At 71.7% G+C, this 22,425-nt stretch carries 26 protein-coding genes; 12 read left to right on the top strand and 14 right to left on the bottom strand.

Going from position 1 to position 22,425, the window contains the following annotated elements:
• Window positions 1-174: 174 nt before the first annotated feature.
• Window positions 175-489 carry a DUF3099 domain-containing protein gene (locus AB0L65_RS39340; protein WP_350735295.1) on the bottom strand — a complete coding sequence of 105 codons (315 nt, stop codon included), beginning with the start codon at window positions 487-489 and terminating at the stop codon, window positions 175-177.
• A gap of 99 nt (window positions 490-588) precedes the next feature.
• Here AB0L65_RS39340 and AB0L65_RS39345 point away from each other — a divergent pair, with 99 nt between their 5' ends.
• Both AB0L65_RS39345 and AB0L65_RS39350 read left to right on the top strand, forming a co-directional pair.
• The gene (locus AB0L65_RS39345; RefSeq protein ID WP_350735297.1) at window positions 589-801 is read left to right on the top strand and encodes a dodecin; all 213 of its coding nucleotides are present in this window, start codon (window positions 589-591) and stop codon (window positions 799-801) included.
• 121 nt (window positions 802-922) lie between these two features.
• The gene (locus tag AB0L65_RS39350; protein WP_364256506.1) at window positions 923-1,480 is read left to right on the top strand and encodes a hypothetical protein; all 558 of its coding nucleotides are present in this window, start codon (window positions 923-925) and stop codon (window positions 1,478-1,480) included.
• 27 nt (window positions 1,481-1,507) lie between these two features.
• On the opposite strand, the gene AB0L65_RS39355 is transcribed toward AB0L65_RS39350, so the two are convergent.
• Together AB0L65_RS39355 and AB0L65_RS39360 are read right to left on the bottom strand one after the other, a co-directional pair.
• Window positions 1,508-2,878 (bottom strand): metallopeptidase TldD-related protein, encoded by a 1,371-nt coding sequence (locus tag AB0L65_RS39355; protein WP_364256509.1) that lies wholly within the window; start codon window positions 2,876-2,878, stop codon window positions 1,508-1,510.
• Window positions 2,875-4,371 (bottom strand): TldD/PmbA family protein, encoded by a 1,497-nt coding sequence (locus AB0L65_RS39360; RefSeq protein ID WP_364256512.1) that lies wholly within the window; start codon window positions 4,369-4,371, stop codon window positions 2,875-2,877. Before AB0L65_RS39360 ends, AB0L65_RS39355 begins: the two co-directional genes overlap by 4 nt.
• Before the next feature lie 77 nt (window positions 4,372-4,448).
• Between AB0L65_RS39360 and fabG the strand changes: the two genes are divergently transcribed.
• Window positions 4,449-5,144 carry a 3-oxoacyl-ACP reductase FabG gene (gene fabG, locus AB0L65_RS39365; protein ID WP_364256515.1) on the top strand — a complete coding sequence of 232 codons (696 nt, stop codon included), beginning with the start codon at window positions 4,449-4,451 and terminating at the stop codon, window positions 5,142-5,144.
• A gap of 1 nt (window position 5,145) precedes the next feature.
• The gene (gene fabI / locus AB0L65_RS39370; protein ID WP_364256517.1) at window positions 5,146-5,910 is read left to right on the top strand and encodes an enoyl-ACP reductase FabI; all 765 of its coding nucleotides are present in this window, start codon (window positions 5,146-5,148) and stop codon (window positions 5,908-5,910) included.
• A gap of 97 nt (window positions 5,911-6,007) precedes the next feature.
• Here the strand turns inward: fabI and AB0L65_RS39375 are convergent, their stop codons facing one another.
• On the bottom strand, window positions 6,008-6,829 hold the full coding sequence (locus tag AB0L65_RS39375; RefSeq protein ID WP_364256520.1) for a hypothetical protein: 822 nt from the start codon (window positions 6,827-6,829) through the stop codon (window positions 6,008-6,010).
• A gap of 136 nt (window positions 6,830-6,965) precedes the next feature.
• A complete protein-coding gene (locus AB0L65_RS39380; RefSeq protein WP_350735310.1) occupies window positions 6,966-7,913 on the bottom strand; it encodes an aldo/keto reductase in 948 nt (315 codons plus the stop codon).
• A 124-nt stretch (window positions 7,914-8,037) separates the two neighbouring features.
• Between AB0L65_RS39380 and AB0L65_RS39385 the strand changes: the two genes are divergently transcribed.
• The 5 genes from AB0L65_RS39385 to mshC all read left to right on the top strand — a co-directional run bounded on the left by AB0L65_RS39385 (window position 8,038) and on the right by mshC (window position 11,998).
• Complete coding sequence (locus AB0L65_RS39385; RefSeq protein ID WP_364256523.1) at window positions 8,038-8,724, top strand: histidine phosphatase family protein; 687 nt, start codon at window positions 8,038-8,040, stop codon at window positions 8,722-8,724.
• A gap of 9 nt (window positions 8,725-8,733) precedes the next feature.
• Window positions 8,734-9,282 (top strand): DUF3090 domain-containing protein, encoded by a 549-nt coding sequence (locus AB0L65_RS39390; RefSeq protein WP_364256526.1) that lies wholly within the window; start codon window positions 8,734-8,736, stop codon window positions 9,280-9,282.
• Window positions 9,279-10,046: an SCO1664 family protein gene (locus tag AB0L65_RS39395; RefSeq protein ID WP_364256529.1), complete on the top strand. Its 768-nt coding sequence runs from the start codon at window positions 9,279-9,281 to the stop codon at window positions 10,044-10,046. Before AB0L65_RS39390 ends, AB0L65_RS39395 begins: the two co-directional genes overlap by 4 nt.
• A gap of 70 nt (window positions 10,047-10,116) precedes the next feature.
• A complete protein-coding gene (locus tag AB0L65_RS39400; RefSeq protein WP_364256532.1) occupies window positions 10,117-10,764 on the top strand; it encodes an NRDE family protein in 648 nt (215 codons plus the stop codon).
• Window positions 10,765-10,774: 10 nt separating this feature from the next.
• Window positions 10,775-11,998, top strand: coding sequence for a cysteine--1-D-myo-inosityl 2-amino-2-deoxy-alpha-D-glucopyranoside ligase (mshC, locus tag AB0L65_RS39405; RefSeq protein ID WP_364256535.1), 1,224 nt, complete (start codon window positions 10,775-10,777; stop codon window positions 11,996-11,998).
• A 46-nt stretch (window positions 11,999-12,044) separates the two neighbouring features.
• Here the strand turns inward: mshC and AB0L65_RS39410 are convergent, their stop codons facing one another.
• Together AB0L65_RS39410 and AB0L65_RS39415 are read right to left on the bottom strand one after the other, a co-directional pair.
• The gene (locus tag AB0L65_RS39410) at window positions 12,045-12,779 is read right to left on the bottom strand and encodes a CbiX/SirB N-terminal domain-containing protein (RefSeq protein WP_364256538.1); all 735 of its coding nucleotides are present in this window, start codon (window positions 12,777-12,779) and stop codon (window positions 12,045-12,047) included.
• Window positions 12,776-13,942, bottom strand: coding sequence for a uroporphyrinogen-III synthase (locus AB0L65_RS39415; RefSeq protein ID WP_364256541.1), 1,167 nt, complete (start codon window positions 13,940-13,942; stop codon window positions 12,776-12,778). Before AB0L65_RS39415 ends, AB0L65_RS39410 begins: the two co-directional genes overlap by 4 nt.
• Before the next feature lie 199 nt (window positions 13,943-14,141).
• Between AB0L65_RS39415 and def the strand changes: the two genes are divergently transcribed.
• Entirely contained in the window at window positions 14,142-14,654 is a 513-nt protein-coding gene (gene def / locus AB0L65_RS39420) for a peptide deformylase (RefSeq protein ID WP_364256544.1), read from the top strand.
• Window positions 14,655-14,664: 10 nt separating this feature from the next.
• On the opposite strand, the gene AB0L65_RS39425 is transcribed toward def, so the two are convergent.
• The gene (locus AB0L65_RS39425) at window positions 14,665-14,907 is read right to left on the bottom strand and encodes a WhiB family transcriptional regulator (RefSeq protein WP_363969792.1); all 243 of its coding nucleotides are present in this window, start codon (window positions 14,905-14,907) and stop codon (window positions 14,665-14,667) included.
• Between the two features lie 46 nt (window positions 14,908-14,953).
• Window positions 14,954-15,544, bottom strand: coding sequence for an HAD-IIIA family hydrolase (locus tag AB0L65_RS39430; RefSeq protein ID WP_364256547.1), 591 nt, complete (start codon window positions 15,542-15,544; stop codon window positions 14,954-14,956).
• Window positions 15,545-15,712: 168 nt separating this feature from the next.
• Between AB0L65_RS39430 and AB0L65_RS39435 the strand changes: the two genes are divergently transcribed.
• Both AB0L65_RS39435 and AB0L65_RS39440 read left to right on the top strand, forming a co-directional pair.
• Window positions 15,713-16,948 carry a glycosyltransferase family 9 protein gene (locus AB0L65_RS39435; protein ID WP_364256550.1) on the top strand — a complete coding sequence of 412 codons (1,236 nt, stop codon included), beginning with the start codon at window positions 15,713-15,715 and terminating at the stop codon, window positions 16,946-16,948.
• A complete protein-coding gene (locus AB0L65_RS39440; protein ID WP_364256553.1) occupies window positions 16,945-18,132 on the top strand; it encodes a glycosyltransferase in 1,188 nt (395 codons plus the stop codon). Before AB0L65_RS39435 ends, AB0L65_RS39440 begins: the two co-directional genes overlap by 4 nt.
• Window positions 18,133-18,142: 10 nt before the next feature.
• On the opposite strand, the gene AB0L65_RS39445 is transcribed toward AB0L65_RS39440, so the two are convergent.
• The 5 genes from AB0L65_RS39445 to AB0L65_RS39465 form a co-directional block, all read right to left on the bottom strand.
• The gene (locus AB0L65_RS39445) at window positions 18,143-19,096 is read right to left on the bottom strand and encodes an NAD(P)-dependent oxidoreductase (protein WP_364256556.1); all 954 of its coding nucleotides are present in this window, start codon (window positions 19,094-19,096) and stop codon (window positions 18,143-18,145) included.
• A gap of 45 nt (window positions 19,097-19,141) precedes the next feature.
• Window positions 19,142-19,963, bottom strand: coding sequence for a class I SAM-dependent methyltransferase (locus AB0L65_RS39450; protein WP_364256559.1), 822 nt, complete (start codon window positions 19,961-19,963; stop codon window positions 19,142-19,144).
• Between the two features lie 3 nt (window positions 19,964-19,966).
• Entirely contained in the window at window positions 19,967-20,605 is a 639-nt protein-coding gene (locus AB0L65_RS39455; protein WP_364256562.1) for a TetR family transcriptional regulator, read from the bottom strand.
• A gap of 122 nt (window positions 20,606-20,727) precedes the next feature.
• Window positions 20,728-21,180 (bottom strand): hypothetical protein, encoded by a 453-nt coding sequence (locus tag AB0L65_RS39460; RefSeq protein WP_364256565.1) that lies wholly within the window; start codon window positions 21,178-21,180, stop codon window positions 20,728-20,730.
• A gap of 269 nt (window positions 21,181-21,449) precedes the next feature.
• Window positions 21,450-22,304 (bottom strand): PAC2 family protein, encoded by an 855-nt coding sequence (locus AB0L65_RS39465; RefSeq protein ID WP_350735337.1) that lies wholly within the window; start codon window positions 22,302-22,304, stop codon window positions 21,450-21,452.
• Between the last annotated feature and the right edge of the window lie 121 nt (window positions 22,305-22,425).

Here is a 22,425-nt window from a genome sequence, read left to right on the forward strand (position 1 = left end):
ATCAAAAACTTCCGGGAAAGGGCGACGCCGGGTGGTTACGGGGGCAAACCACCCGGCGTCGCGTCATCGGCGTTCCGACGGGGGCCCGGAACGCCGGCACCAGCACTCCGACGGGGGACCGGAGCGCTTGCCTAAAGCGTACACCTACAACCCGTGGGATGCGTCAAGACTTAGTCACGACCCGATCTCGCGTCGATGCAGCGGTATCTCGGTTTGGTTAGCTTCAGGGGTGTCAAAGGTAGGCGGAGGGGCAGCCTTCCCTCTCTCATTGGCCCCGATTACGGCTATGTATGGCAAAAAGACTGCGGCGGCGATGAACAGCAGCCGGTACGGCCACGGCACCGGCACCACGACCGCCAGGATCAGGCAGATCGTCCGGATGCCCATCTTGATGAGGTAGCCGATCTCGCGCTTGCGGATGTCGTCCGTCAGCGACGGCTTGGCGTCCGTGACCTGGTGGACGTCTGGTCTCCTGCGCCACCCCTTCATATCTTCCACCGTAGACCTGGAACAGGCCGGGTGCGACAGCGCCCCGGTGCGGGAACAGGGGTCATGCGATCATGGCCTTTGAGTAAGGAGGATGTGGAGATGACGGATCGAACGTATCGGGTGACCGAGATCGTCGGAACGTCGGGGGAGAGCGTCGACGAGGCCATCCGCAACGGCATCAGGCGGGCCTCGCAGACGCTGCGTCACCTCGACTGGTTCGAGGTGACGGAGATCCGCGGGTACATCGACGCGGGAGAGGTCGCGCACTTCCAGGTCGGCATGAAGGTGGGCTTCCGCCTCGAGGACGCCTGACTCGACAACGCCTCGCGGGCCGCGTACGGCTCTCTGACGGCCGTAGGGGGCCGTGGAGACCCCGGGGATCGGAGAGCCGTCCCCTGCCCCTCGCCGGAGGCGAGAGGTTAGATTGGCCGGTGTGAGTGTTGAGTTCCGGATCCTGCTGGTGTGCACGGCGAACATCTGCCGTTCCGCCATGGCGCAGGTGATCGCCGAGGCGATGCTCAACTCCGCGCACCTGCCCGTGGCGACGGGGAGCGCGGGGGTTCGAGCGCTGGTCGGCCGGCCGATGGCCCCCCACGCGATCACGGCCCTCGACCGGCTGGGCCTGGACGGCCGGGCGCACCGTGCCCGGATGCTGGACCACGACCTGGTCAGCTCGGCCGATCTGCTGCTGACGATGGAGGCCGCGCACCGGGCCGTGGCCGTCGGGATCGCCCCGGAGGCGGAGCGCAGGACGTTCACGCTGCCGGAGTTCGCCGAACTGGCGACCGGGGCGGGGCACCGCCGTTATCGCTCGGACACGGCCGAACGGGCGCGGGCGATCGTCGAGTCGGCCGCCGAACGGCGCGACGCGCGGCGGGTGCCCGAGGTGTACGACCCGTACGGCGGCCCGTACGAAGGCTACGAGGCGTGCACCAAGACCCTCGGCGAGGCTCTCAGCCACGCCCTGGGCGCCCTCCTGGGCCCCCGCTGATCACGGCGGGGGCCGCGCCCGGGAAGGTCAGCTGGCCTGGCTGACCGTGGACATGTTGAAGTCCGGCACCCGCACCGCCGGCATGATCGTGCGCTGGAAGTAGTCGTTCCACTCCCGGGGCAGCGTGCGCCCGGCGGCGCCCACCTCCGTCAACCGCCCGAGCAGGTCGACCGGGCTCTCGTTGAAGCGGAAGTTGTTCACCTCGCCCACGACCTCCCCGTGCTCGACCAGGTAGACCCCGTCCCGGGTCAACCCGGTCACCAGCAGCGTCTGCGGGTCGACCTCGCGGATGTACCACAGGCAGGTGACGAGGAGCCCGCGCTCCGTGGAGGCGATCATCTCCTCCATGGACCGGCCGCCCTCGGGGCCCGACATGATCAGGTTGGAGATCCCGGGCGTCACCGGCAGGCCGCTCAGCTCCGCCGAGTAGCGGGTCTGCAGCAGGGCCTCCAGGGTCCCGTCCTTGACCCAGTCGGTCGGCCCCAGCGGGAGCCCGTTGTCGAAGACCGAGCTCTCCCGGCTGGAGGCGTGCGCCGTGACGAACGGCGCGCACGCGATGCCCGGCGCCGACGGGTCGCTCGACAGCGTGACGGGCAGCGTGCCCAGCCGCTCGCCCACCCGCGTGCCGCCGCCGGACTTGGAGAACACCGAGCGCCCGTCGAGCGCGTCCCTGGCCCCCGCCGACCAGAACAGGTAGATCATCAGGTCGGCCACCGCGCTCGGCGGCAGCAGCGTCTCGTAGCGCCCGGCCGGCAGGTCGACCCGGTTCTTGGCCCACTCCAGCCGCTGCGTGAGCGAGGCGTCGAGCGCCGCGACGTCCACGTCCGTGAAGTCCTCGGTGGACACGCCCGTCCACGCCGAGCGCTTCAGGTCGGCCGACTTGGCGTTGAGCTCCAGGCGCCCGGTCGGCTGGTCGTGGCGCAGCCGCAGGCCCGCGGACGTGCCGAGGAACGTCGAGGTCAGCGAGTGCTCCGCGAACCCGTACAGCTTCCTGCCGCCCGCCTCCGCCGCCGCGAACGCGTCGCCGAGCGCGGGCGCGAACCCCTCGAACACCCCGATGTCGGTCGGCTCGACGGCGGAGCCCCAGTGCGGCGACTGCGGCACGCCCTCGACGAGGGCGCGGGCGTCCTCCGCGGGCTGGGCCTCCCGCGCGGCCGCGTCGGCCGCCGCCACCACGTCCGCGAGCTGATCCTCGCGTACGGCGGCCCGCGACACGACCCCGACGCCCTGCCCCGCGATCGAGATCACGGTCAGCCGGGCGGAGCGGGCGACGCCGTTCGTGGTGAGCGTGTTGCCCGCGAACCGCAGGTTGGCCGTGGACCCCTCGTCCACCAGCACCACGCAGTCGTCGTTCGCCGAGAGCTCCAGGGCCTTCTCGACCATCTCCTGCGGCCTCATGCTTTGCCACCCTCCTGAACGGTGTTGAGGATCCGCACGCCCCTGAACAGCGCCGACGGGCAGCCGTGGCTGACCGGCGCGACCTGGCCCGGCTGGCCCTTGCCGCAGTTGAAGGCGCCCCCGAGCACGTACGTCCGAGGCCCGCCGACGGCCTCCATCGACTGCCAGAAGTCCGTGGTGGTCGCCTGGTAGGCGAAGTCCCTGACCTGCCCGGCCAGCTTCCCGTGGGAGATCTTGTACGCCCGCTGCCCGGTGAACTGGAAGTTGTAGCGCTGCATGTCGATCGACCAGCTCTTGTCGCCGACGATGTAGATCCCCCGCTCGACGCCCGAGATCAGCTCGTCGGTGGAGGGGCCGTCCGGCGCGGGCGCCAGCGACACGTTGGCCATGCGCTGGATCGGCATGTGCCCCGGCGAGTCGGCGAACGCGCACCCGTTGGACCGCCCGAGCCCCTTCATCAGGGCCATCCGCCGGTCGAGCTGGTAGCCGACCAGGATGCCGTCCTTGACGATGTCGAAGCTCTGCCCCTGCACGCCCTCGTCGTCGTAGCCGATCGTGGACAGGCCGTGCGTGACCGTGCGGTCGCCGGTCACGTTCATCAGGGGCGAGCCGTAGACCAGCTCGCCCAGCTGGTCGAACGTGGCGAAGCTGGTGCCCGCGTAGGCCGCCTCGTAGCCGAGCGCCCGGTCCAGCTCGGTCGCGTGGCCGATCGACTCGTGGATCGTCAGCCACAGGTTGGACGGGTCGATGACCAGGTCGTAGTCGCCCGCCTCGACGGAGGGCGCCGCCAGCTTCTCGGCCAGCAGCTCGGGCAGCCTGGCCAGCTCGCCCTGCCAGTCCCAGCCCGTGCCCGTCAGGTATTCGTAGCCGCGCCCGACCGGCGGCGCGAGCGTCGACATGTCGTCGAAGCCGCTCTCGTGCGCCTTCATCGCGTTGAGCTTCGGGTGCACCCGCACCCGCTGCTGCGTGGTGACCGTGCCGGCCGTGTCGGCGTAGAACTTCTGCTCCTTGACCTGCAGCAGCCGCGCCGACACGTGATCGGCGCCCTTCAGCAGGCCGGCCGACCAGTCGGCCAGCAGGCTCACCTTGTCGGCCGAGGAGACCTCGAACGGGTCGACGTCGTACTCCGACACCCACACGGCCTCGGCGTGCACCGGCTCGGGCGCCAGCTCGATGGGCTCGCGGTTGATCGGGGCGCTCACCTCCGCCACCCGCACGGCCTGCTCGGCCACGGCCGCGGCGGCCTGCGGCGTCAGGTGGATGCCCGCCGCGAACCCCCATGTGCCGCCCTTGACGACACGCACGGCGTAGCCCAGGTCGTCGGCGTCCATGGCGCCTTCGAGCCGGGCGTCATAAAGGCTGAGCGTCTCGGCTCTGACGCGTTCGAGCCGGAAGTCGGCGTGCTCGGCGCCGAGTTCGCGGGCGCGTTGCAGGGCGGCGTCCGCGAGCTGCCGCAGCGGCAGCTCCAGGAAGTCGGGATCGATCTGGCGCATGTCCACGATCCTAACCCTGTGATCTTGTGCCACCCGGACAACCGCATACCCGCCGGTAGGAGATAGCGTCTGGTGCCATGGCACGCTCTGTACTCGTCACCGGGGGCAATCGCGGCATAGGCCTCGCGATCGCCCGTGAACTCGCCGCGGCCGGCGACGCCGTCGCGGTCACCTACCGATCGGGGGAGCCGCCCGAGGGCCTGTTCGGCGTGCGCTGCGACGTCACCAGCATGGCCGACGTCGAGGCCGCGTTCGACAAGGTCGAGGCGGAGCAGGGCCCGGTCGAGGTCCTCGTCTCCAACGCCGGCATGACCAAGGACACGCTGCTGGCGATGATGAAGGAAGACACCTTCACCGACGTCATCGACGCCAACCTGACGGGCGCCTACCGCGTGGCCAAGCGGGCCATCCGCCCGATGATGAAGCTCAAGCGCGGCCGGATCATCCTCATCTCCTCCGTGATCGGCCTGTCCGGCCAGGCCGGCCAGTCCAACTACGCCGCCTCCAAGGCCGGGCTGGTCGGCTTCGCCCGCTCCCTGGCCCGCGAGTACGGCTCGCGCAACATCACGGTCAACGTGGTCTCACCCGGCTTCGTGGCCACCGACATGACGGCCGACCTCGACCAGGAGGCGATCGTCTCCCGCATCCCCCTCGGCCGCCAGGCGGCGCCCGAGGAGGTGGCACGCGTCGTACGCTTCCTGGCCGGCGACGACGCCTCTTACATCACCGGGGCCGTGATCCCGGTCGACGGCGGACTCGGAATGGGGCACTGACGTGGGAATTCTCGAAGGCAAGCGGATCCTCGTGACGGGCGTGCTCACCGACGCCTCGATCGCCTTCTCGGTGGCCAAGCTGGCCCAGGAGGAGGGCGCCACGGTGGTGCTCACCGGGTTCGGCCGGCTGAGCCTGGTCGAGCGCATCGCCAAGCGGCTGCCGGAGCCGGCGCCGGTGCTGGAGCTCGACGTCCAGAACAACGAGCACCTCGACACGCTCGCGGCGCGGGTGGGCGAGCACGTGGACGGCCTCGACGGCGTGGTCCACTCGATCGGCTTCGCCCCGCAGACGGCGCTGGGCGGCAACTTCCTCAACACCACGTGGGAGGACGTCGCCACGGCCCTGCACGTGTCGACCTACTCGTTCAAGTCCCTCGCCGTGGCCTGCCTGCCCCTCATGAAGGAGGGCGGGGCGGTCGTGGGCCTCGACTTCGACGCCACGAAGGCGTGGCCCGTCTACGACTGGATGGGCGTGGCCAAGGCGGGCCTGGAGTCGTGCAGCCGCTATCTCGCCCGCGACCTGGGGCCGCACAACATCCGCGTCAACCTGGTGGCGGCCGGTCCGCTGCGCACCATGGCGGCCAAGTCGATCCCGGGCTTCAAGGAGTTCGAGGACAGCTGGCCGGCGAAGGCCCCGCTGGGCTGGGACCTGTCGGACACGATTCCGGCGGCCAAGGCGTGCGTGGCGCTCATGTCGGACTGGTTCCCGGCGACGACCGGCGACATCGTCCACGTGGACGGCGGCGTCCACGCCGTCGGCACCTGATCTGAGGCTGGGGCGGGGTCTCGCGGGTCGCGGGGCCCCGCTTTTCGACGCCCGGGGGTTCCACCAGGCGCGAGCCCGCTCTTGGGTGCGCGGCCGTTCAGGCCACGCGGTGACGGCCGTTGCCGGGGCCGCTGCCGGCGCGCGCCGGTTCGAAGGGGATCGACTCCACCGGCTCCGTGCGCTGGCGCCGCTGCTGGACGATCCGCGTGGCCAGCACCGCCGACCCCAGCAGCGCGATCGTCAGCGCCGTCCCCAGCACGTCCGAGGCGGGCGGGCTGGGCCGTACCACCCGCTTGTCCTGCATCGGCAGGGTCAGCTCGTGGGCGAACGGATTGGGCCACAGCAGGTCCACCCGGGGCTCGTCCGTGTCGGCCTTCGTCTCCTTCTCGATCACCGGTCGCCCCGTGTCCACGGTCTGCGGGTGCTGCTCCGGCGCCGTGGGCCTCTTGCTGGGCAGGGACTCCACGCCCCATTCGCGGGGCCGCGACGTACGCGAGGGAGCGGGGGAGGGCGAGGGGGAGAGCTTCTGCGTGGCCTCCTCGTCCGCGCAGGCCTGCCCCGGCCGGCAGGCGCTGTCCTGAGAGTCGTCCTGCCCCGTCGCGGAGGTGGAGGGCGACGCCGAGGACCTGGTGTCAGGCGTGGCCTTGGTGGTCGGCGCCACCTCTCCGACCCGGCCGAGCACCTCGTCGGTGGTGTCGTTCACGCCGTCCGTCACCTTTTTGGTGGTCCCGCCGGTCAAGGTGTCCACCGTGCCGGTGAGCGTGTTCACCACGTCGCACAGAGTGTTGGTCACTCCGGAGAGCAGGCCCCCGTCGCGCGTACAGTCCTGCGCGTCGGCCGCCGCGGCTGTCGCGGCCCCTGGGACGGCCGCCAGCGCCACCGCGAGAACTCCAGCCGAGATCGCGGCCCTGCTCCCCATCCGTCCCCTCCTGCGTCGCTTCCGGGGGAAATCTTTATGGACATCGGACATGAGACGCAGGCGTTTGGCAGGTAAAGTTGCGATTCGGTATCGAGTAGTGATACGCGAGGGGGTCTCTCGTTCCTGGGGCGAGGGGTCAGTCGAGTGACGACACGTCATCGAGGGCATCTCGGATCTCTATGGGCAGCACCACGTCCTCGGCCGTCAGGGCCCCCGTGAGCTGCGCGTGCGTACGGGCTCCGACGATGGCCGAGGCGACCCCCGGCTGATCGCGGACCCAGGACAGGGCGACCGCCAGCGGTGAGACGCCGAGCCCGTCGGCGGCGGTCATGACCGACTCGACGACGCTGCGGCTGCGCTCATCCAGATACGGCCGGACGAAGTCGGCGAAGTGCGGGGTGGCGGCCCGGGAGTCGGCCGGGATGCCGGTGCGGTATTTCCCGGTCAGCACCCCGCGGCCCAGCGGCGACCAGGCCAGCACCCCCACGCCCAGCTCGGCGGCGGCGGGCAGCAGCTCGCGCTCGGGCTCGCGGGCCAGCAGCGAGTATTCGGCCTGCGCCGAGGTGATCGGGATGCGGCCGGGGATCATCTTCTGGGTGACCGCCGCGACGGCCAGCTGCCAGCCGGTGTAGTCGCACACGCCCGCGTAGACGGCGCGTCCGGAGGAGACGATCGCGTCGAGCGCGGCCAGGGTCTCCTCCATCGGCACCTCGGCGTCGTACGTGTGCAGCTGCCACAGGTCGACGTAGTCGAGCCCGAGCCGGTTGAGTGAGTCGTCGACCGCGGCGATCAGGTGGCGCCTGGAGGCGTCGCGCGGCCGGCGGCCGGTCGGCGTCACCACGGCCTTGGTGGAGATCACCAGCTCCGAACGCGGCACCGAGTCACGCAGCATCCGGCCCAGCAGCCGCTCGGAGTCGCCACCGGTGTAGACGTCGGCCGTGTCGACGAGATTGCCACCCGCGTCCAGGAACGTCCGGAGCTGGGCAGCCGCCTCGTCGGCGTCGGTGTCACGCCCCCAGGTCATCGTGCCGAGCCCCAGCCGGGACACCGACAGGCCGCTGTGGCCGACATAGCGCTGCTGCATGATCCCGCCAGGTTACCAACAAGAAACCTGCTCATCGGGCTGCCGCACCACTGTTGTTCGCGGTTGGCGCGGCGGCGGCGGCCCACGGTGAAATGTTGTGATCCACGCCTGAGACACTTGCCGGGTGACCACGCTGCTTTTGGCCCGCCACGGGCTGACGGACCTCACCGGCCCGGTGCTGGCCGGGCGTACGCCGGGGGTGCATCTGAGCGAGGCCGGCCGGGCGCAGGCCGAGGCGCTGGCCGCCCGCGTCGCGGGCGTCAGGCTGGACGCCGTCGTCTCCAGCCCCCTCGAACGCTGCCGGGAGACGGCCCACGCGGTCGCCGACGGGCGCGGGATGGACGTGCTGATCGACGACCGGTTCATCGAGTGCGGCTACGGCGGCTGGACCGGCCGCCCGCTGAAGGAGCTCGCCCAGGAGCCGCTGTGGCAGGTGGTGCAGGCGCATCCCAGTGCCGTGACATTTCCGGAAGGGGAGTCCCTGGCCGGTATGCAACACCGGGCCGTCGTGGCGGTCCGGGAGTGGAATCAACGCCTGGGGGAGAAGGCTGTCTACCTGGTTTGCAGCCACGGCGACGTGATCAAATCGATCGTCGCGGACGCTCTGGGCCTGCACCTCGATCACTTTCAGCGGATAACAGCCGATCCTGCGGCCCTGACCATCATTCGCTATGCCCCCCTGCGCCCCTTTGTTCTCAGGCTCAACGATATGGGGGAATTGCGGCTCCCCGAGGATTCGGAGGAGAAAGACGGGGGAGAAAACATCACCGGGAGCGATGCCGCCGTCGGCGGCGGACCCGGAACCACGTAAGGTCAGCGTATGCCGGTCTTCGACTACGACCCACCAGAGAGGTTCGTCGCCGGTGCCCTGGGGCAGCCGGGCGCGCGCGCCTTTTTTCTGCAGGCCAGGGCCGAGGGCAGACTGACCACGGTGGCGCTGGAGAAGTTGCAGGTCGCCGCCCTCGCGGGCAGGCTGGACGAGCTGCTGGACGAGGTGCTGCGCCTGAGCGGGGGCACCGCGCACGTCCCGGCGCTGGCCCCGGCCGACCTGGCCGACGACGCGCCGCTCGAGGTGCCCGTCGCCGAGGACTTCCGGGTGGGCACCATGGCGCTGGCCTGGGACGCGGAGAGGTCGCAAGTGGTGATCGAGGCGCAGGAGGTCGTCGACGAGGAAGACGTCGAGGCCGCCGACCCCGCGGTGCTGCGGGTGCGCATCAGCGCGGGAGCCGCTCGCGCCTTCACCCGGCGGGCCCTCGAGATCGTCTCCGCGGGCCGACCACCGTGCCCGCTGTGCGGACAGCCGCTCGACGCTTCCGGGCACGTCTGCGTGCGCCTCAACGGATATCGCGGGGGTGAGGCGGCTTCATGACCGCTCCGGAGAGCGAACCGGCAGTCAAGCCGTCCCGGCAGCCGCCGTCCATGCAGGAGGACGAGGCCCTCGCGCTGCTGCGCGACGGCCGGCTGGAGGTGGCCGGCCGCCTCGTCGAGGCCACCAACATGACGCTCTACTGCTCGGTCAAGCTGGGCTCCCGCTCGGCCGCCTGCGTCTACAAGCCGGTACGCGGCGAGCGCCCGCTGTGGGACTTCCCCGACGGCACGCTGGCCGCCCGGGAGGTGGCCGCGTTCGAGGTGTCGCAGGCGACCAGCTGGAACATCGTGCCGCCCACCGTCTACCGCGACGGCCCCTTCGGCCCCGGCATGGTCCAGCTCTGGATCGACACCGAGCGCGAGATCGACCTCCAGCGGCTGGTCAAGAGCCGAAATCCGCTGGTGCGCCGGATGGCGGTGTTCGACGCGATCGTCAACAACGCCGACCGCAAGGGCGGCCACCTGCTGCCGCTGCCCACGGGGCACGTCTACGGGGTCGATCACGGGGTCTGCTTCTCCGTCGAGGACAAGCTGCGCACCGTGCTGTGGCAGTGGCGCGGCAAGCCCCTCGCCCGCGAGGCGGTGGCCGTGCTGGCCAAACTGGAGCGCGACATCGAGTCCGGCTCCCTCGGGCGCAGGCTGCGCGAGCTGCTGAGCCTGGAGGAGGTCGAGGCCACCTGGCAGCGGGTCAGGCGGCTGCTGGACACCGGCGTGCACCCGTACCCCTCCGAGGGCTGGCCCGCCATCCCCTGGCCCCCGATCTAAAGCGTTCCCGGGCCCGTCAGGGCCCGCCCCTCCCGGCGGCGGCCGAAGCCCGTTTATTACCCTTTGCCCCATGTGCACGCTGATCGTGAAACCCGGGCGGACGCTCACCCTCATGGGCGTCAGAGACGAGTTCACCGACCGCCCGTGGGAGGCGCCGGGCGAGCACTGGCCGGAGCATCCGGGCGTGGTCGGCGGGCGCGACCTCAAGGCCGGCGGCACCTGGCTGGCCGTCAACCCGGCGGCCCGCCGCGCCGCCGCGCTGCTCAACGGACGCGGCCGGCACGCGCCGGAGGCGGACCGGCTCTCGCGCGGCGACCTGGCGCTGCGGGCCGTGTCCACCGGCGAGCCGCCCGGCCCCGACCTGACCCGCTACGACCCCTTCCACCTGGTGCTCGCCGACCTGGCGCGGATCCGCATGTTCAGCTGGGACGGCGACCGGCTGACCACCACCGACCTGCCCGACGGCGTCAGCATGATCGTGAACACGGGCCTGGACCCGGCGAGCGAACGGGTCGTCGTCTACCTGCCCAGGTTCGAGAGCGAGACCTGGAGCGAGCTCATCAAGGCGGAGCCGTCCGCCGACCCCGGCGCGCTCATCGTCCGGCACGAACTCCCCGGCGGGCGCGTCTTCGCCTCCCTGTCGGTGATGGAGGTCTCACTCTCCGCGGAGGACGTGACGTACCAGTTCACTGACCTGACCGCTGATCGGGACAGATAGGCTCAAACACATGAGATCGTGGGCTGCCCAGAACGTTCCAAAGCTCCCAGGTGAGAGCATTCCGCTGAGTCTCTATGACACCTCGGCCAAGCAGGTGAGGCAGACCGATCCGGGGCCGACCGCCAGGATGTACGTCTGCGGCATCACCCCCTACGACGCCACCCACCTCGGTCACGCCAACACCTACCACGCCTTCGATCTCGTCGGCCGGATGTGGCGGGACGCGGGCCACGAGGTCCACTACACCCAGAACGCGACCGACGTGGACGACCCGCTGCTGGAGCGGGCCGAGCAGACCGGCGTCGACTGGCGTGAGCTGGCCGAGCGGGAGATCGAGCTGTTCCGCGGCGACATGGAGGCGCTGCGGATCCTGCCGCCCCGCGAGTACGTGGGCGTCACCGAGGTCGTCGGCCGGGTGGCCGAGCTGATCTCCAAGCTGTCCGCCAAGGGCGTCACGTACGCCCTGGACGGCGACGTCTACTTCAGCGTGGCCGACGCCCCCAAGTTCGGCCAGGTGTCCGGCTACGACGAGGCGGAGATGCCGGCCCTGTTCGCCGAACGCGGAGGCGACCCCGACAGGGCGGGCAAGCGTCACCCCCTCGACTGGCTGCTGTGGCGGGCCGAGCGGCCCGGAGAGCCCGCCTGGGACTCCCCGCTGGGCCGGGGACGGCCCGGATGGCACATCGAGTGCACGGCGATCGCCCTGGACAGCCTGGGGGGCGGCTACGACGTGGCGGGCGGCGGCTCGGACCTGATCTTCCCGCACCACGAGTGCGGCGCCTCCGAGGGGCACGCCCTCACCGGCGAGTGGCCGTTCGCCAAGTTCTACACGCACGCGGGCATGGTGGCGCTCGACGGCGAGAAGATGTCCAAGTCCAAGGGCAACCTGGTGTTCGTGTCCAGGCTGCGGGTGGCCCACGACCCGATGGCGGTCCGGCTGGTGCTGCTGGCCCACCACTACCGCGCGGACTGGGAGTACGTCCCGTCCCTGATGGCCGACGCCGAGCGGCGGCTGGCGCGGTGGCGGGAGGCGGTCGCGCTGCCGTCGGGGCCGCGCGCCGACGAACTGCTGGCCACGGTACGCGCCCGGATGGCCGACGACCTCGACTCGCCGGGCGCACTGGCCGCCGTCGACGCCTGGGTCGACGAGGCCCTCGCCCAGGGCGGCCCCGACGCCACCGCCCCGGCCTTGGTCCGTGACCTCACCGACGCCCTCCTGGGCATCGCCCTCTGACACCGTCCCGCGAGCGCCGGGTCGAACGGCGCTCGGCGGGGCGTCGCTACAGGGATGCCCGGTGCAGGCCGGGTGAATGCCGGGGGAGTGCGTGGCGCCCGGTGAGGGCGGTGTCGTAGCGGTGCCAGATGAGCGCCGCCACGTCCGGGTCCGGGCCGAGCGGGTCGCTCACCAGCCCCGCCCCCGCCGAAGCCAGCCGGTCATGGAAGTGGCCGGGCGCGAGCACGTACGAGGCGATGGCCACCCGGGCGGCCGGGGTCGAGGCGAGCCGTTCCATGGCCTCCTCCAGGGACGGCGAGCCGGCCGAGGCGAAGGCGGCCGTGACCGGCCGCGCCAGGCGTACGGCGAGCCGGTGGGCGGCGGCGCGGACGTCGGCGAGGGCCGACGGGTCGGAGGAGCCCGCGGCCCCGAGCAGGACCGCGTCCGTGGCGCGCAGGCCGGCGCGCGCCAGCTTGCGGACCAGCGCGGAGGTCAGCAGCCGGTGCGGCCCCAGCCAGCCGGCGACCACGGCGTCGGGGCGGCGGGAGGCGATGACCTCCGGCAGGTCGATGTGGGCGTGGTAACCGCCCGCCAGCAGCAGCGGGACGACGACCACGGGTCCGCGGACGGCGGGCAGCACGTCGGACAGCAGGGGCGAGCTGATCTCGAGGTAGCTCAGCTCGACCCGGTGCCCGGGGCGGGCCCTCCTGACCGTCTCCGCCAGGGCCGACAGGGTCGACTCCCCGGCGGCGCTCCGCGTGCCGTGCGCGGCCAGGACGAGCGTGGCCGTACGTTCGATCACAGCCCCGCCTCGTACTGGCAGGCGAGCCGGTAGCCGCGCTTGACCACCGTCTCCACGATCCCGCTCGGCCCGAGCGCCCGCCGCAGCCGCGTGATCGCCATCTCCACGGCGTGCTCGGCCGAGTCGCGGGCGACGCTGCCGGGCAGCACGGTACGCAGGTCGGCGCGGGACACCACGTGACCCGGCTTGTCGGCCAGGCGCTTGAGCACCGCCATCGGGGCCGGGGGCAGCGGGCGCAACTCGCCGTCCACCACCACCGCGTGGCCGCGGATCTCCAGCCGGTGCTCGCCCGCCACGAGCCGGGTCACCCCGTGCTCGGGCAGGTGCCGGGCCAGGGCGCGGGCCAGCGCGCCGAGGCGCGAGCGTTCCGGCTGCAGCGTCGGCACGCCGCGCGAGGTCAGCGGCTCGGCGGTGACGGGCCCGACGCAGGCGGCCACGACCGTCCCGCTGAATGCCGACAGCAGCGACTCCTCCAGCCCTTCGGCGCGGGCCGCGCCCAGCATCGCGTGTACGGCGGGCGCGCTGGTGAAGGCCACCGCGTCCACCGAGCCGGAGATGGTCTGGCTGATGAGGCGGCGCAGCGGCGAGATGTCGCGGTACGGCAGCCACCGGTAGACCGGGATCTCGATCACCTCGGCCCCCGCGTGTCGCAGGTCCGCCACGAAGTCGCTGAGCGGCTCGCCGTGCTGCTGCACCGCGATGCGCCGCCCGCGCAGGTCCTGGTCGAGCAGGTACTGCTTGACCTCCTGGCACGATTCGGTGGCGGGCGTCCAGTAGTCGTTGAGGCCGGCGGCGCGCACCGCGCCCCGGGCCTTGGGGCCGCGGGTCAGCAGCCGCGCGTTGGCCAGGTGCTCGCCCAGGTCGGACGACAGGCCCCAGCCCTCGGCGGCGGCCATCCACCCGCGAAAGCCGACGCCGGTGGTGACCACCACGTCGTCGAGTGGCTCCGCCAGGCTGAGCCGGGTCGCGGCGAGCAGGTCGGCGTCCTCGGCCAGCGGGACCAGCCGGATCGCGGGGGCGCTGACCACGCGGGCGCCGCGCCGCTCCAGCAGCGCGCCGAACTCCTCGCGCCGCCTCGTCGCGGTCACGCCGACCGTGAAGCCCGACAGGGCGTCGGGGGCCGTCTCCGGGGAGGACCCGCCCTCAAGGGCAAGCACGCTCATGCCGGCACCTCCAGGTAGTCGAAGATGCCTGGCCGGGCCCCGAGCACCCGGCTAGGCATCACAGGCACGTGTGACGCAAGTGAGATCACCCTCCGATACTGCTTTCGGGTGGTTTCACCCACGGGTCTCCTCTGTTACCGCTGTGCTACAAGCCGGGTCCTCAGGGATTGGCGAGGCGCGGTCACGGGAAACGTTGACGGTGACGACGTGGCCTATCGGGGAGTTGCGGGTGACGGTCCGGCCTATTCGCACGTTCGACGATCCGGTGCTGCGTTCGGTCGCGGAGCCGGTGCAAGACTTCGACCGGGAGCTGCGGCGCCTGGTCAAGTCGCTGACCGCCACGATGCGCGCCGGCGCCGGCCGCGCGGGCCTGGCGGCGCCGCAGGTGGGCGAGCCGGTACGGGTGGTGGTCTACTCCTACGACGGCAAGTCGGGCCATCTGGTCAACCCCCGCCTGGAGCTGTCGGAGCGGCGGGTCACGGCCGACGAGGCGTGCCTGTCGGCGCCGGGGCTGTGGTGGCCACTGGAACGTTCCTACATGGTCACAGCGCGTGGCCGCGATATGATGGGCAAGCCTGTGACGGTCCGCGCGCTGGGGGTGCTGGCCAGGGTGCTGCAGCACGAGGTCGACCATCTCGACGGCGTGCTGTTCAGCGACCATCTGGAGGCGACCGAGCGGGAGCGCTTCCTGGCGGCGGCCCTGCCCGGCTGAGGGGCGTCGTTCAGGCTGCCGAGCGTACGGCGAGCTCCCTGCGCTGCTGCGGGTCGGTGCCGCCCCACACGCCGTACGCCTGCCGCGTGGTCAGCGCGTACTCCAGGCACGGCTCACGTACGGGGCAGCCGGCGCACACATGCTTGGCCCGTTCGGCCTGCGACTGGCTCGGCCCTTCCAGAGAGATCGGGAAGAACAGTTCCGGGTCCAGTTCGAGGCAGGCGGCCCTGCGGGTCCAGTCGAGCATCATCATGTTGCTCGCGTCTACCCAGCCGACCTGCTCTCATACCTCCGCCGGCTCACCAGCGGCTCCAACCCAGAGCGCGGGCCCATGGCGCGCTGATGGCCGGCACCGGCGCCTCCGCGTCGCTGAGCACCAGGTCGACGACGTCGATCAGGTCGTCCGCGACCTCGGCGGCCTGGAGGATCTCCTCCTGGCGCGTCTGCGGGGTGGGGACCAGGATGCCCCTGGCTCCGGCCGCCCTGGCGGCCTCCATGTCCCTGCCGATGTCCCCCACGACCACGCAGTCGCGGGGGCTGACGTCGAGCACGGCGGCGGCTCTGATCACGAGCCCGGGGGCCGGTTTGCGGCAGGTGCAGCCGTCGGCGTCGTCGTGCACGCAGATCGCCCACGCGTCGAACGGCCCCAGCAGCTCCTCCACCCGGGCGTTCACCTGATCCATGTCGTCCGGGGACAACAGACCCTTGGCCACGCCGGACTGGTTGGTGACCACGGCCACCGGCACCTCGGCCCGTCTGAGCCTGGCCACCGCCTCCACCGCGCCCGGCATGGGCTCGACGAGGTCCGGGTCGCCGTTGTACGGCACGTCCCTGATCAAGGTCCCGTCCCGGTCGAAGAGCACCGCGCCGGGACGTCGCTTTTCGAACACCTTCCACCTCCGTCGCGTGCCCGCCAGCTACCCGGGGCCCAACCAGGCAAACAACTACTTAGCGTGACCAAGTCCAGGCCGTTTCTCCTGTTTGCGCATCTCATGGGCGTGGGGAAGGTTGGGGCATCGCTCCTCTCGGTAGCGGTTCCCGTCCTCTGAGGGGGAACGATGAGGTTTCTCGGCATCGACGCGATCTTCCACGAGCCGGCCGCCTGGTGCCCGCGCGCGCAGGCGGCGATGAACGGTCGCATGCCGGGAGCGGTGCTGTGCGACCCGGCCCCGCGCCGGAGGATGAGAACGGTCCCGCGCGCGTCGGCCAGGAGACGGGCCGTGCGCGCCGTGAGCCACCGGGTTGACGGCCGCGGCCCGGGCGACCGGGGCCGGGTGCTGGTGGCGCGGCTGGACGGCGCCGGCGCCGTGCTGCTGGCCGGGCCCGCCGTCAGGGCCGTGCGCACGCTGGCCCGCGAGCTGGTCTTCCTGGCCGGCCCGGACGGCAGGCCGGCGGCCGAGCTGCTGCCCGGCGTGGACCGGGTGATCGAATGGCGGGCCCCGTGGATCGACCACACGCCGCCGCCCGTCACCAAGGGGCAGGCGGCCGACCTGGTCGGCCGGCTCGCGGGCGTCGACGAGGCGGTGATCCTCACCTCGTTCCACCAGTCGGCGCTGCCGCTGGCCCTGCTGCTCAGGCTGGCCGGCGTCCCCAGGATCACCGCCATCAGCGACGACTACCCCGGCTCGCTCCTGGACGTCCGGCACGTCGTGGACGAGAGCGCCGACGTGCCCGAGGCGGAGCGGATGTTGGCGGTCGCCAGGGCGGCCGGGTTCGCGTTGCCGACGGGTGATGACGGCAAACTCGCTGTTCAGCGGCCATTGCCGGATATAGGCGGAAATTTGGGGCAACTGCTGGATGCCGGCGCCGATGCCGGCAAAGGCACGTACGTCGTGGTGCACCCAGGGGCATCGGCCCCCGCGCGGACCTGGCCGGCCGAACGGCATCGGCGGACCGTACGGGAGCTGGCGCAGGACGGACACCGGGTCGTCGTGACCGGCAACGAACGTGACCTCACCGCCTACGTGGCCGGCGGCGCCGCCGTCGATCTCGGAGGCGTGACCACGTTCGCCGAACTCGCCGCCGTCATCGACGGCGCCGGGGTGCTCGTGGCCGGCAACACCGGCCCCGCGCACCTGGCGGCGGCGGTCGGGACGCCGGTCGTGAGCCTGTTCGCCCCCGTCGTCCCCGCGGCGCGGTGGGCCCCGTACGGCGTGCCCACGGTGCTGCTCGGAGACCAGGAGGCGCCCTGCCGCGCAAGCGGGGCGCGCGCCTGCCCGGTGCCCGGGCACCCGTGCCTGTCCCACGTGACAAGCGAGCAGGTGGTCAAGGCAGTGAGGGAGCTGACGCAGTGAAGGTCGATCTCATCTCCGAACACGCGGACCCGCTGGCGCAGGTCGGCGACGTCGACTCCGGCGGCCAGAACGTCCACGTCGCCGAACTGGCCCGCGCGCTGGCCGGGCGCGGGCACACGGTCGTCGTCCACACCCGGCGCTCGTCCGATCGGCAGCCCGGGTCGGTGACCATGGCGCCGGGCGTCACGGTCGAGTACGTCACGGCCGGGCCGCCGGTCCCCGTCCCCAAGGACGAGCTGCCCCCGTACCTGGCCGAGTTCGCCGAGCGCCTGGCCGACCGCTGGGCCGCGAGCCCTCCGGACGTCGTCCACGCCCACTTCTGGATGAGCGGGCAGGCGGCGCTGCGGGCGGCCGGCAGGGTGCCGGTGGTGCAGACGTTCCACGCGCTCGGCACCGTCAAGCGGCGCTGGCAGGGCGACGCCGACACCAGCCCCGCCCACCGGGTCGACGCCGAGCGCGCGATCGGCAGGCGCGCCGACGCCGTGCTGGCCACCTGCGGCGACGAGGTGGCCGAACTGCGCGCGATGGGCGTCCCCGAACGGCGCATCGCGGTCGTGCCGTGCGGGGTGGACCTGTCGGTGTTCCGTCCCGGCGGGCCGGTGGCGCCGCGCACGGGCGGCAAGCTGATCCTCAGCATCGGCAGGCTGGTGCCGCGCAAGGGCGTGGACACCGTGATCAGGGCGCTGCGCCGGATCCCGGACGCCGACCTGGTGATCGCGGGCGGCCGCCAGGACGACGAGGAGGCGGTCAGGCTGTACGAGCTGGCGCGGGCGTACGGGCTCGAACGCCGGGTCCACGTGATCGGCAGCGTGCCCCGCGAGCACGTGCCGGCCCTCATGCGTTCGGCCGACGTCCTGGTGACGGTTCCGTGGTACGAGCCGTTCGGCATGGTGGCGATCGAGGCGATGGCCTGCGGCGTGCCCGTCGTGGCCTCGGCGGTCGGGGGACACCTGGACACGGTCGCCGGCTGCGGCGTCCTGGTGCCGCCGCGCCGCCCGCGCGCCCTGGCCAGGGCGCTGAGCGACGTGCTCGACCACCCGGGCAGGCGGGCGGCGCTCGCCGCCGCCGGGGCTCGCAGGGCCCGCGACAGGTACGGCTGGGCGCGCGTCGCCGAGCTGACCGAGGCCGTGTACACGCAGGCCGTCAACGGTACGGTGGGCCGCCTGGCCGCGCTCGGAGGCTGAGCGCCCGCGCCTAACGCTCGTTCCCGGCGCGCAGCCAGGCCAGGTAGTCGGCGACCGCCCGCTCGGGGTCGTAGGCGGGCTCGTATCCCGTGTCCTCGCGCAGGCGGGTGATGTCGAGCCAGGTGTTCCGCGCGGCGGGGTCGCGGCCCTCCGGGAGGCCGACGCGGGCGTCGGGGACGAGCTTCCTGATCGCCGCGGCGACCTCGCCGTTGGTCGTCGCCCTCCCGGAGGCCACGTTGTACGTGCGGTGCGCCAGCCGGTCCGCGAGCTGGAGCAGCGCGAGGGCGCGGCCGCAGTCCTTCGCGTAGCACAGGTCGATGCCGTCCTCCATGTACGCGCCGGCGCGCAGCGTGGACAGGTCGGGCTCGGTGCCGCGCGCGGCGGCGTGCACGAGCTGGGGAGCGGCGAAGAACGGCGAATGGGGGTGGCCGAGCGGCCCCCAGATGGCGCCGATGCGGTAGTGGACCACGTCGAGGCCCATGGCCCCGGCCAGATGGTCGCCGAGCAGCTCGCCGATCTTCTTGAACGCCGGGATCGGGTGGGGTGACGTCATCGGCAGGGGGAGGTCCTCCTGGAGCGCGCCCTCGCCGGTGACGCCGCCGTACACGCCGATCGTGCTGGCCAGGCCGAGCCGCGTCACCTGCCACTCGCTCGCGGCGCGGAACACGTTCAGGAGGCTGCGGACGGACTTGTCCGCGCCCTCCAGGGGCTGGTACGCGCCGGGCGGCCACGGGATGGAGCCGGCGAGGTGCACGATGCCGGTGATCTTGTGCCGCTCGCCGACGGCCAGGAGGGCCGCCTCGTCGGTGAGGTCGGCCTGCTCGACGACGACGGGCGCGTCCGCGAACCTCTCGGGCAGCACGGCGGGCCTGCGCTGGACGAGCACGCAGGATTCGCCGAGGTCGAGCAGGGCCTGGGTGGTGTGCGTGCCGATGAAGCCCAGCCCGCCGGTGATCAGAATCATGGTCAGCTCTCCAGATCGTCAGTGCGACTGACAATCAGTCTAACCCTAGAAGCGGTAATGGAGAACCACGTTCCCCTTCCGCGACAACACCGCGCTGGGGGCGGTCAGGCGGTTCATCAGCCGCAGCCACGCCGGGAACCCGGCCACCTCGGGCTCCCGCGTCATCAGGACCTCCTTGACCAGCTTCAGCTTCGGGTGCCAGCGTTCGGGCTCCCTTGGGTCGTCGAGGCCGGGGAACTTGGAGACGTCGATGATGTTCTTGCCGACGGCGAACCGCTTCTGGGCCCACACGGCGAACCTGCTGTAGCCGTTGAAGGCGATCTCGCCGGTGGGGAAGTGGCCGATGAGGCGGTTCACCAGCGCGATCATCTCCTCCAGGGAGAGGAACGCGATCAGCCCGTCGGCGACGATCACCGCCGGCCGGTCGGAGGGCAGGCCGTCCAGCCACGCGGGGTCGGTGACGTCCGCGGCGAGGTCGTGGGGCCTGGCCTCATCCGGCAGCAGCCGCCGCCGGGCGGCGAGGACCTCGGGGAAGTCGACGTCGTGCCATTCGGCGGTGGTTGGCGGGGCGATGCGCAGCGCCCGGCTGTCGAGGCCGGCCCCCAGATCGAGGCCGATCGCGTCGGGGTGGCGGGCGAGGAAGCGCCGGGCGATCTCGTCCAGCTTCCTGGCCCGGTGCGCGATGTAGAGGGCGCTGGAGGAAGGGATGTGGAGCTTGCCGTAGTCGTAGCCGACCTTGCGGACGATCTCGTCGGCCATCCGGTCGCCCAGGACGGGGCGGGGCAGGCGGTTGTCGAGCGCCCGGCCGCACAACGTCAGCCACAGGGTGTCCTGGAGTGGGGTCAGAGCGGGAATCGGGGTAGCCATCGGTCATTCGTCCCTGTTCTCTTGAGAGGCCTCCCAGGCGGCCGTGGCCGCCTTCAGCGGCGCGTCGTCCGCGTACAGGCCGTGGGTGAAGAGCTCCAGCGTGGGCAGCGTCATCCGGCGCAGGACCTCGGGGCCGAAGCCGTCGTGCCCGAGAGCGCGCGTCAGGGGAGGCGCCATGGTCAGCATGGCGAGGCTGGTCAGCACGGTGAGCACGGCCATCGCCCGCACGTCCGAGGACGGCCGCACCGAACCCTCGGCGATCCCGGCCCGCAGGATCGCCTCCGACTCGGCCACCAGCGTGTCGACGAACCTGCCCCCCGCGGGGGTGTCCTCCTCGATCGCCCGGACCATGTAGCGCACCTTGAGCTGGTACTCCTCCGGGTCCGCCATGAACTCGCCCAGCAGGTTGGGCGTCCCGGCCTCGTGCGCCCGCCGTACCAGGACGCCGAGCACATGGTCGTCGCAGGCGATCCGCAGCTTCTCCTTGCTGCCGAAGTGGTGGATGACCAGGGCGGCGCTCACGCCCGCGGTGGCGGCGACGGCCCGCAGGTTCGTCTTCTGGAAGCCGTCGCGGGCGAAGTGGGCGATGGCCGCGTCGCGGATCTTCGCCTGCGCGGTCAGGTCCGCATGCGCTGAACACATGTTCAGAATGCTAAACGCACGTTCAGTCCCTTGGCAAGGTCATGCGCGCGCGGTTTTGCGCGCGCGAACACCCCGGCCCCGCTCGCGGGGTCGCCGCGGGCGGGGCCGGGGTGTTGCCGCCGTCAGGCGGGGACGGGATCGAGGCGCAGTTCGCGGACGATCTCGCGAGCGCTGGTCTCCAGCGTCGGGCCGGCGTCGGCGCCGATGAACATCTCGAGGTGGGCCCGGTGGAAGCAGCCCGCGATCAGCAGTCGCGCGCTGGCCTCCGGGTCCACCTCGGGCCCTATCCGGCCGAGGTCCTGCTCGGCCGCCAGGTACGCGGCCAGCGGCGCGACCTCGGTGCGCGGCCCCAGCCCCGTGTCGCGGACGGCCTCGCGGAAGCGGACCGTCACGTTCGGCGAGGTGAAAACGGGAAGTGCCGCACTTTGTACGTCGATGTAGTAATTAATGCCCGCTCGGGCAATGGGGAGAAGGTTGTCCGCTACGCACCCTTTTCCGATGCGATAGGAGAGATTGTGAAGAATGCTCAGCCAGAGCGGAAGGCGGTCCTGCAGCAGCGCGAGGAAGTGGTCCACGGAGCCCCCGGAGCGGTCCTCCCGGAGGGAGACGGCCATCTCGAGGATGCGGCGCCTGGTGTCCTGACTTCTTTGGTGCGGGTCAACATGGGAAGTCGCCATGGCGTGCCTAACGTGCGCGGTTAGTTGAGTAGGCATCACGGCGCGAAGCCGAGGGTGTTTTCTGGATTTATCGGACTTTGTGTCTGGAACCGCAACTTGGTGCAATCTTGTACGGCCCCGATTATTACCCGAAATCCCGAAAATTTCGCGGTTTTTATCCCTGAGGGTTAGCTGTCAGTGTCCCGGTCCCGGCGGCGCAGGTAGCGCTCGAACTCCGCCGCGATCGCGTCGCCGCTGGCCTCGGGCAACTCGGCGGCGTCCTTGCGCTCCTCCAACTCCTTGACGTACTCGGCCACCTCGCTGTCCTGCGAGGCCAGCTCGTCGACGCCGCGCTCCCACGCGCGGGCCTCCTCGTCGAGGTCGCCCAGGGGCATGGGGATCTCCAGCACGTCCTCCAGGCGGCGCAGCAGCGCGAGCGTCGCCTTCGGGTTGGGCGGCTGGGCCACGTAGTGCGGCACCGACGCCCACAGCGAGATGGCGTCCAGCCCCGCCTCGCCGAACGCGTGCTGCAGCACCCCGACGATGCCGGTCGGGCCTTCGTAGCGGCTCAGCTCCAGGTTCGTCGAACGGGCCAGCGCCTCGTCCGTCGCGCCCCCGAGAATGGGCACGGGCCGGGTGTGCGGCGAGTCGTTGAGCAGCGCGCCCAGCATGACGGCAAGCTCGATGCCCAGCTCGCGGCAGATCTCGATGATGTCGGCGCAGAACGAGCGCCAGCGCATGTTGGGCTCGATGCCGCGCAGCAGCACGACGTCGCGCTCCAGACCCGGCGGGCGGGCGCGCAGCAGGCGCGTCGTCGGCCACACGATCGAACGCGTCAGCCCCTCGCCCATCTCCACGACGGGCCGGGTGACCTGGAAGTCGTAGTAGTCGTCCGGGTCGAGCGCGATCAGCGGCTCGGCCTTCCAGGCGGACTCGAGATGGGCGATCACACCGCTAGAGGCCTCGCCCGCGTCGTTCCACCCCTCGAACGCGGCAATGAGCACCGGGTCTACGAGCTCGGGGAGCCTTTCGAGCTCTATCACGTGTCGCCTCCTCTCTCCATCGTCTCGCTAAGCCTATGCGGTCGGGAGTACTCGGCGTCACCGATCTCCCCGCGAATGCGCAACCTGCGTCTCACGTGCGAACGCGCCATCGCCGTCCCCT

Origin of the sequence: Nonomuraea sp. NPDC052116, assembly GCF_040680035.1 — a bacterium.
GTDB classification, from domain to species: domain Bacteria; phylum Actinomycetota; class Actinomycetes; order Streptosporangiales; family Streptosporangiaceae; genus Nonomuraea; species Nonomuraea angiospora_A.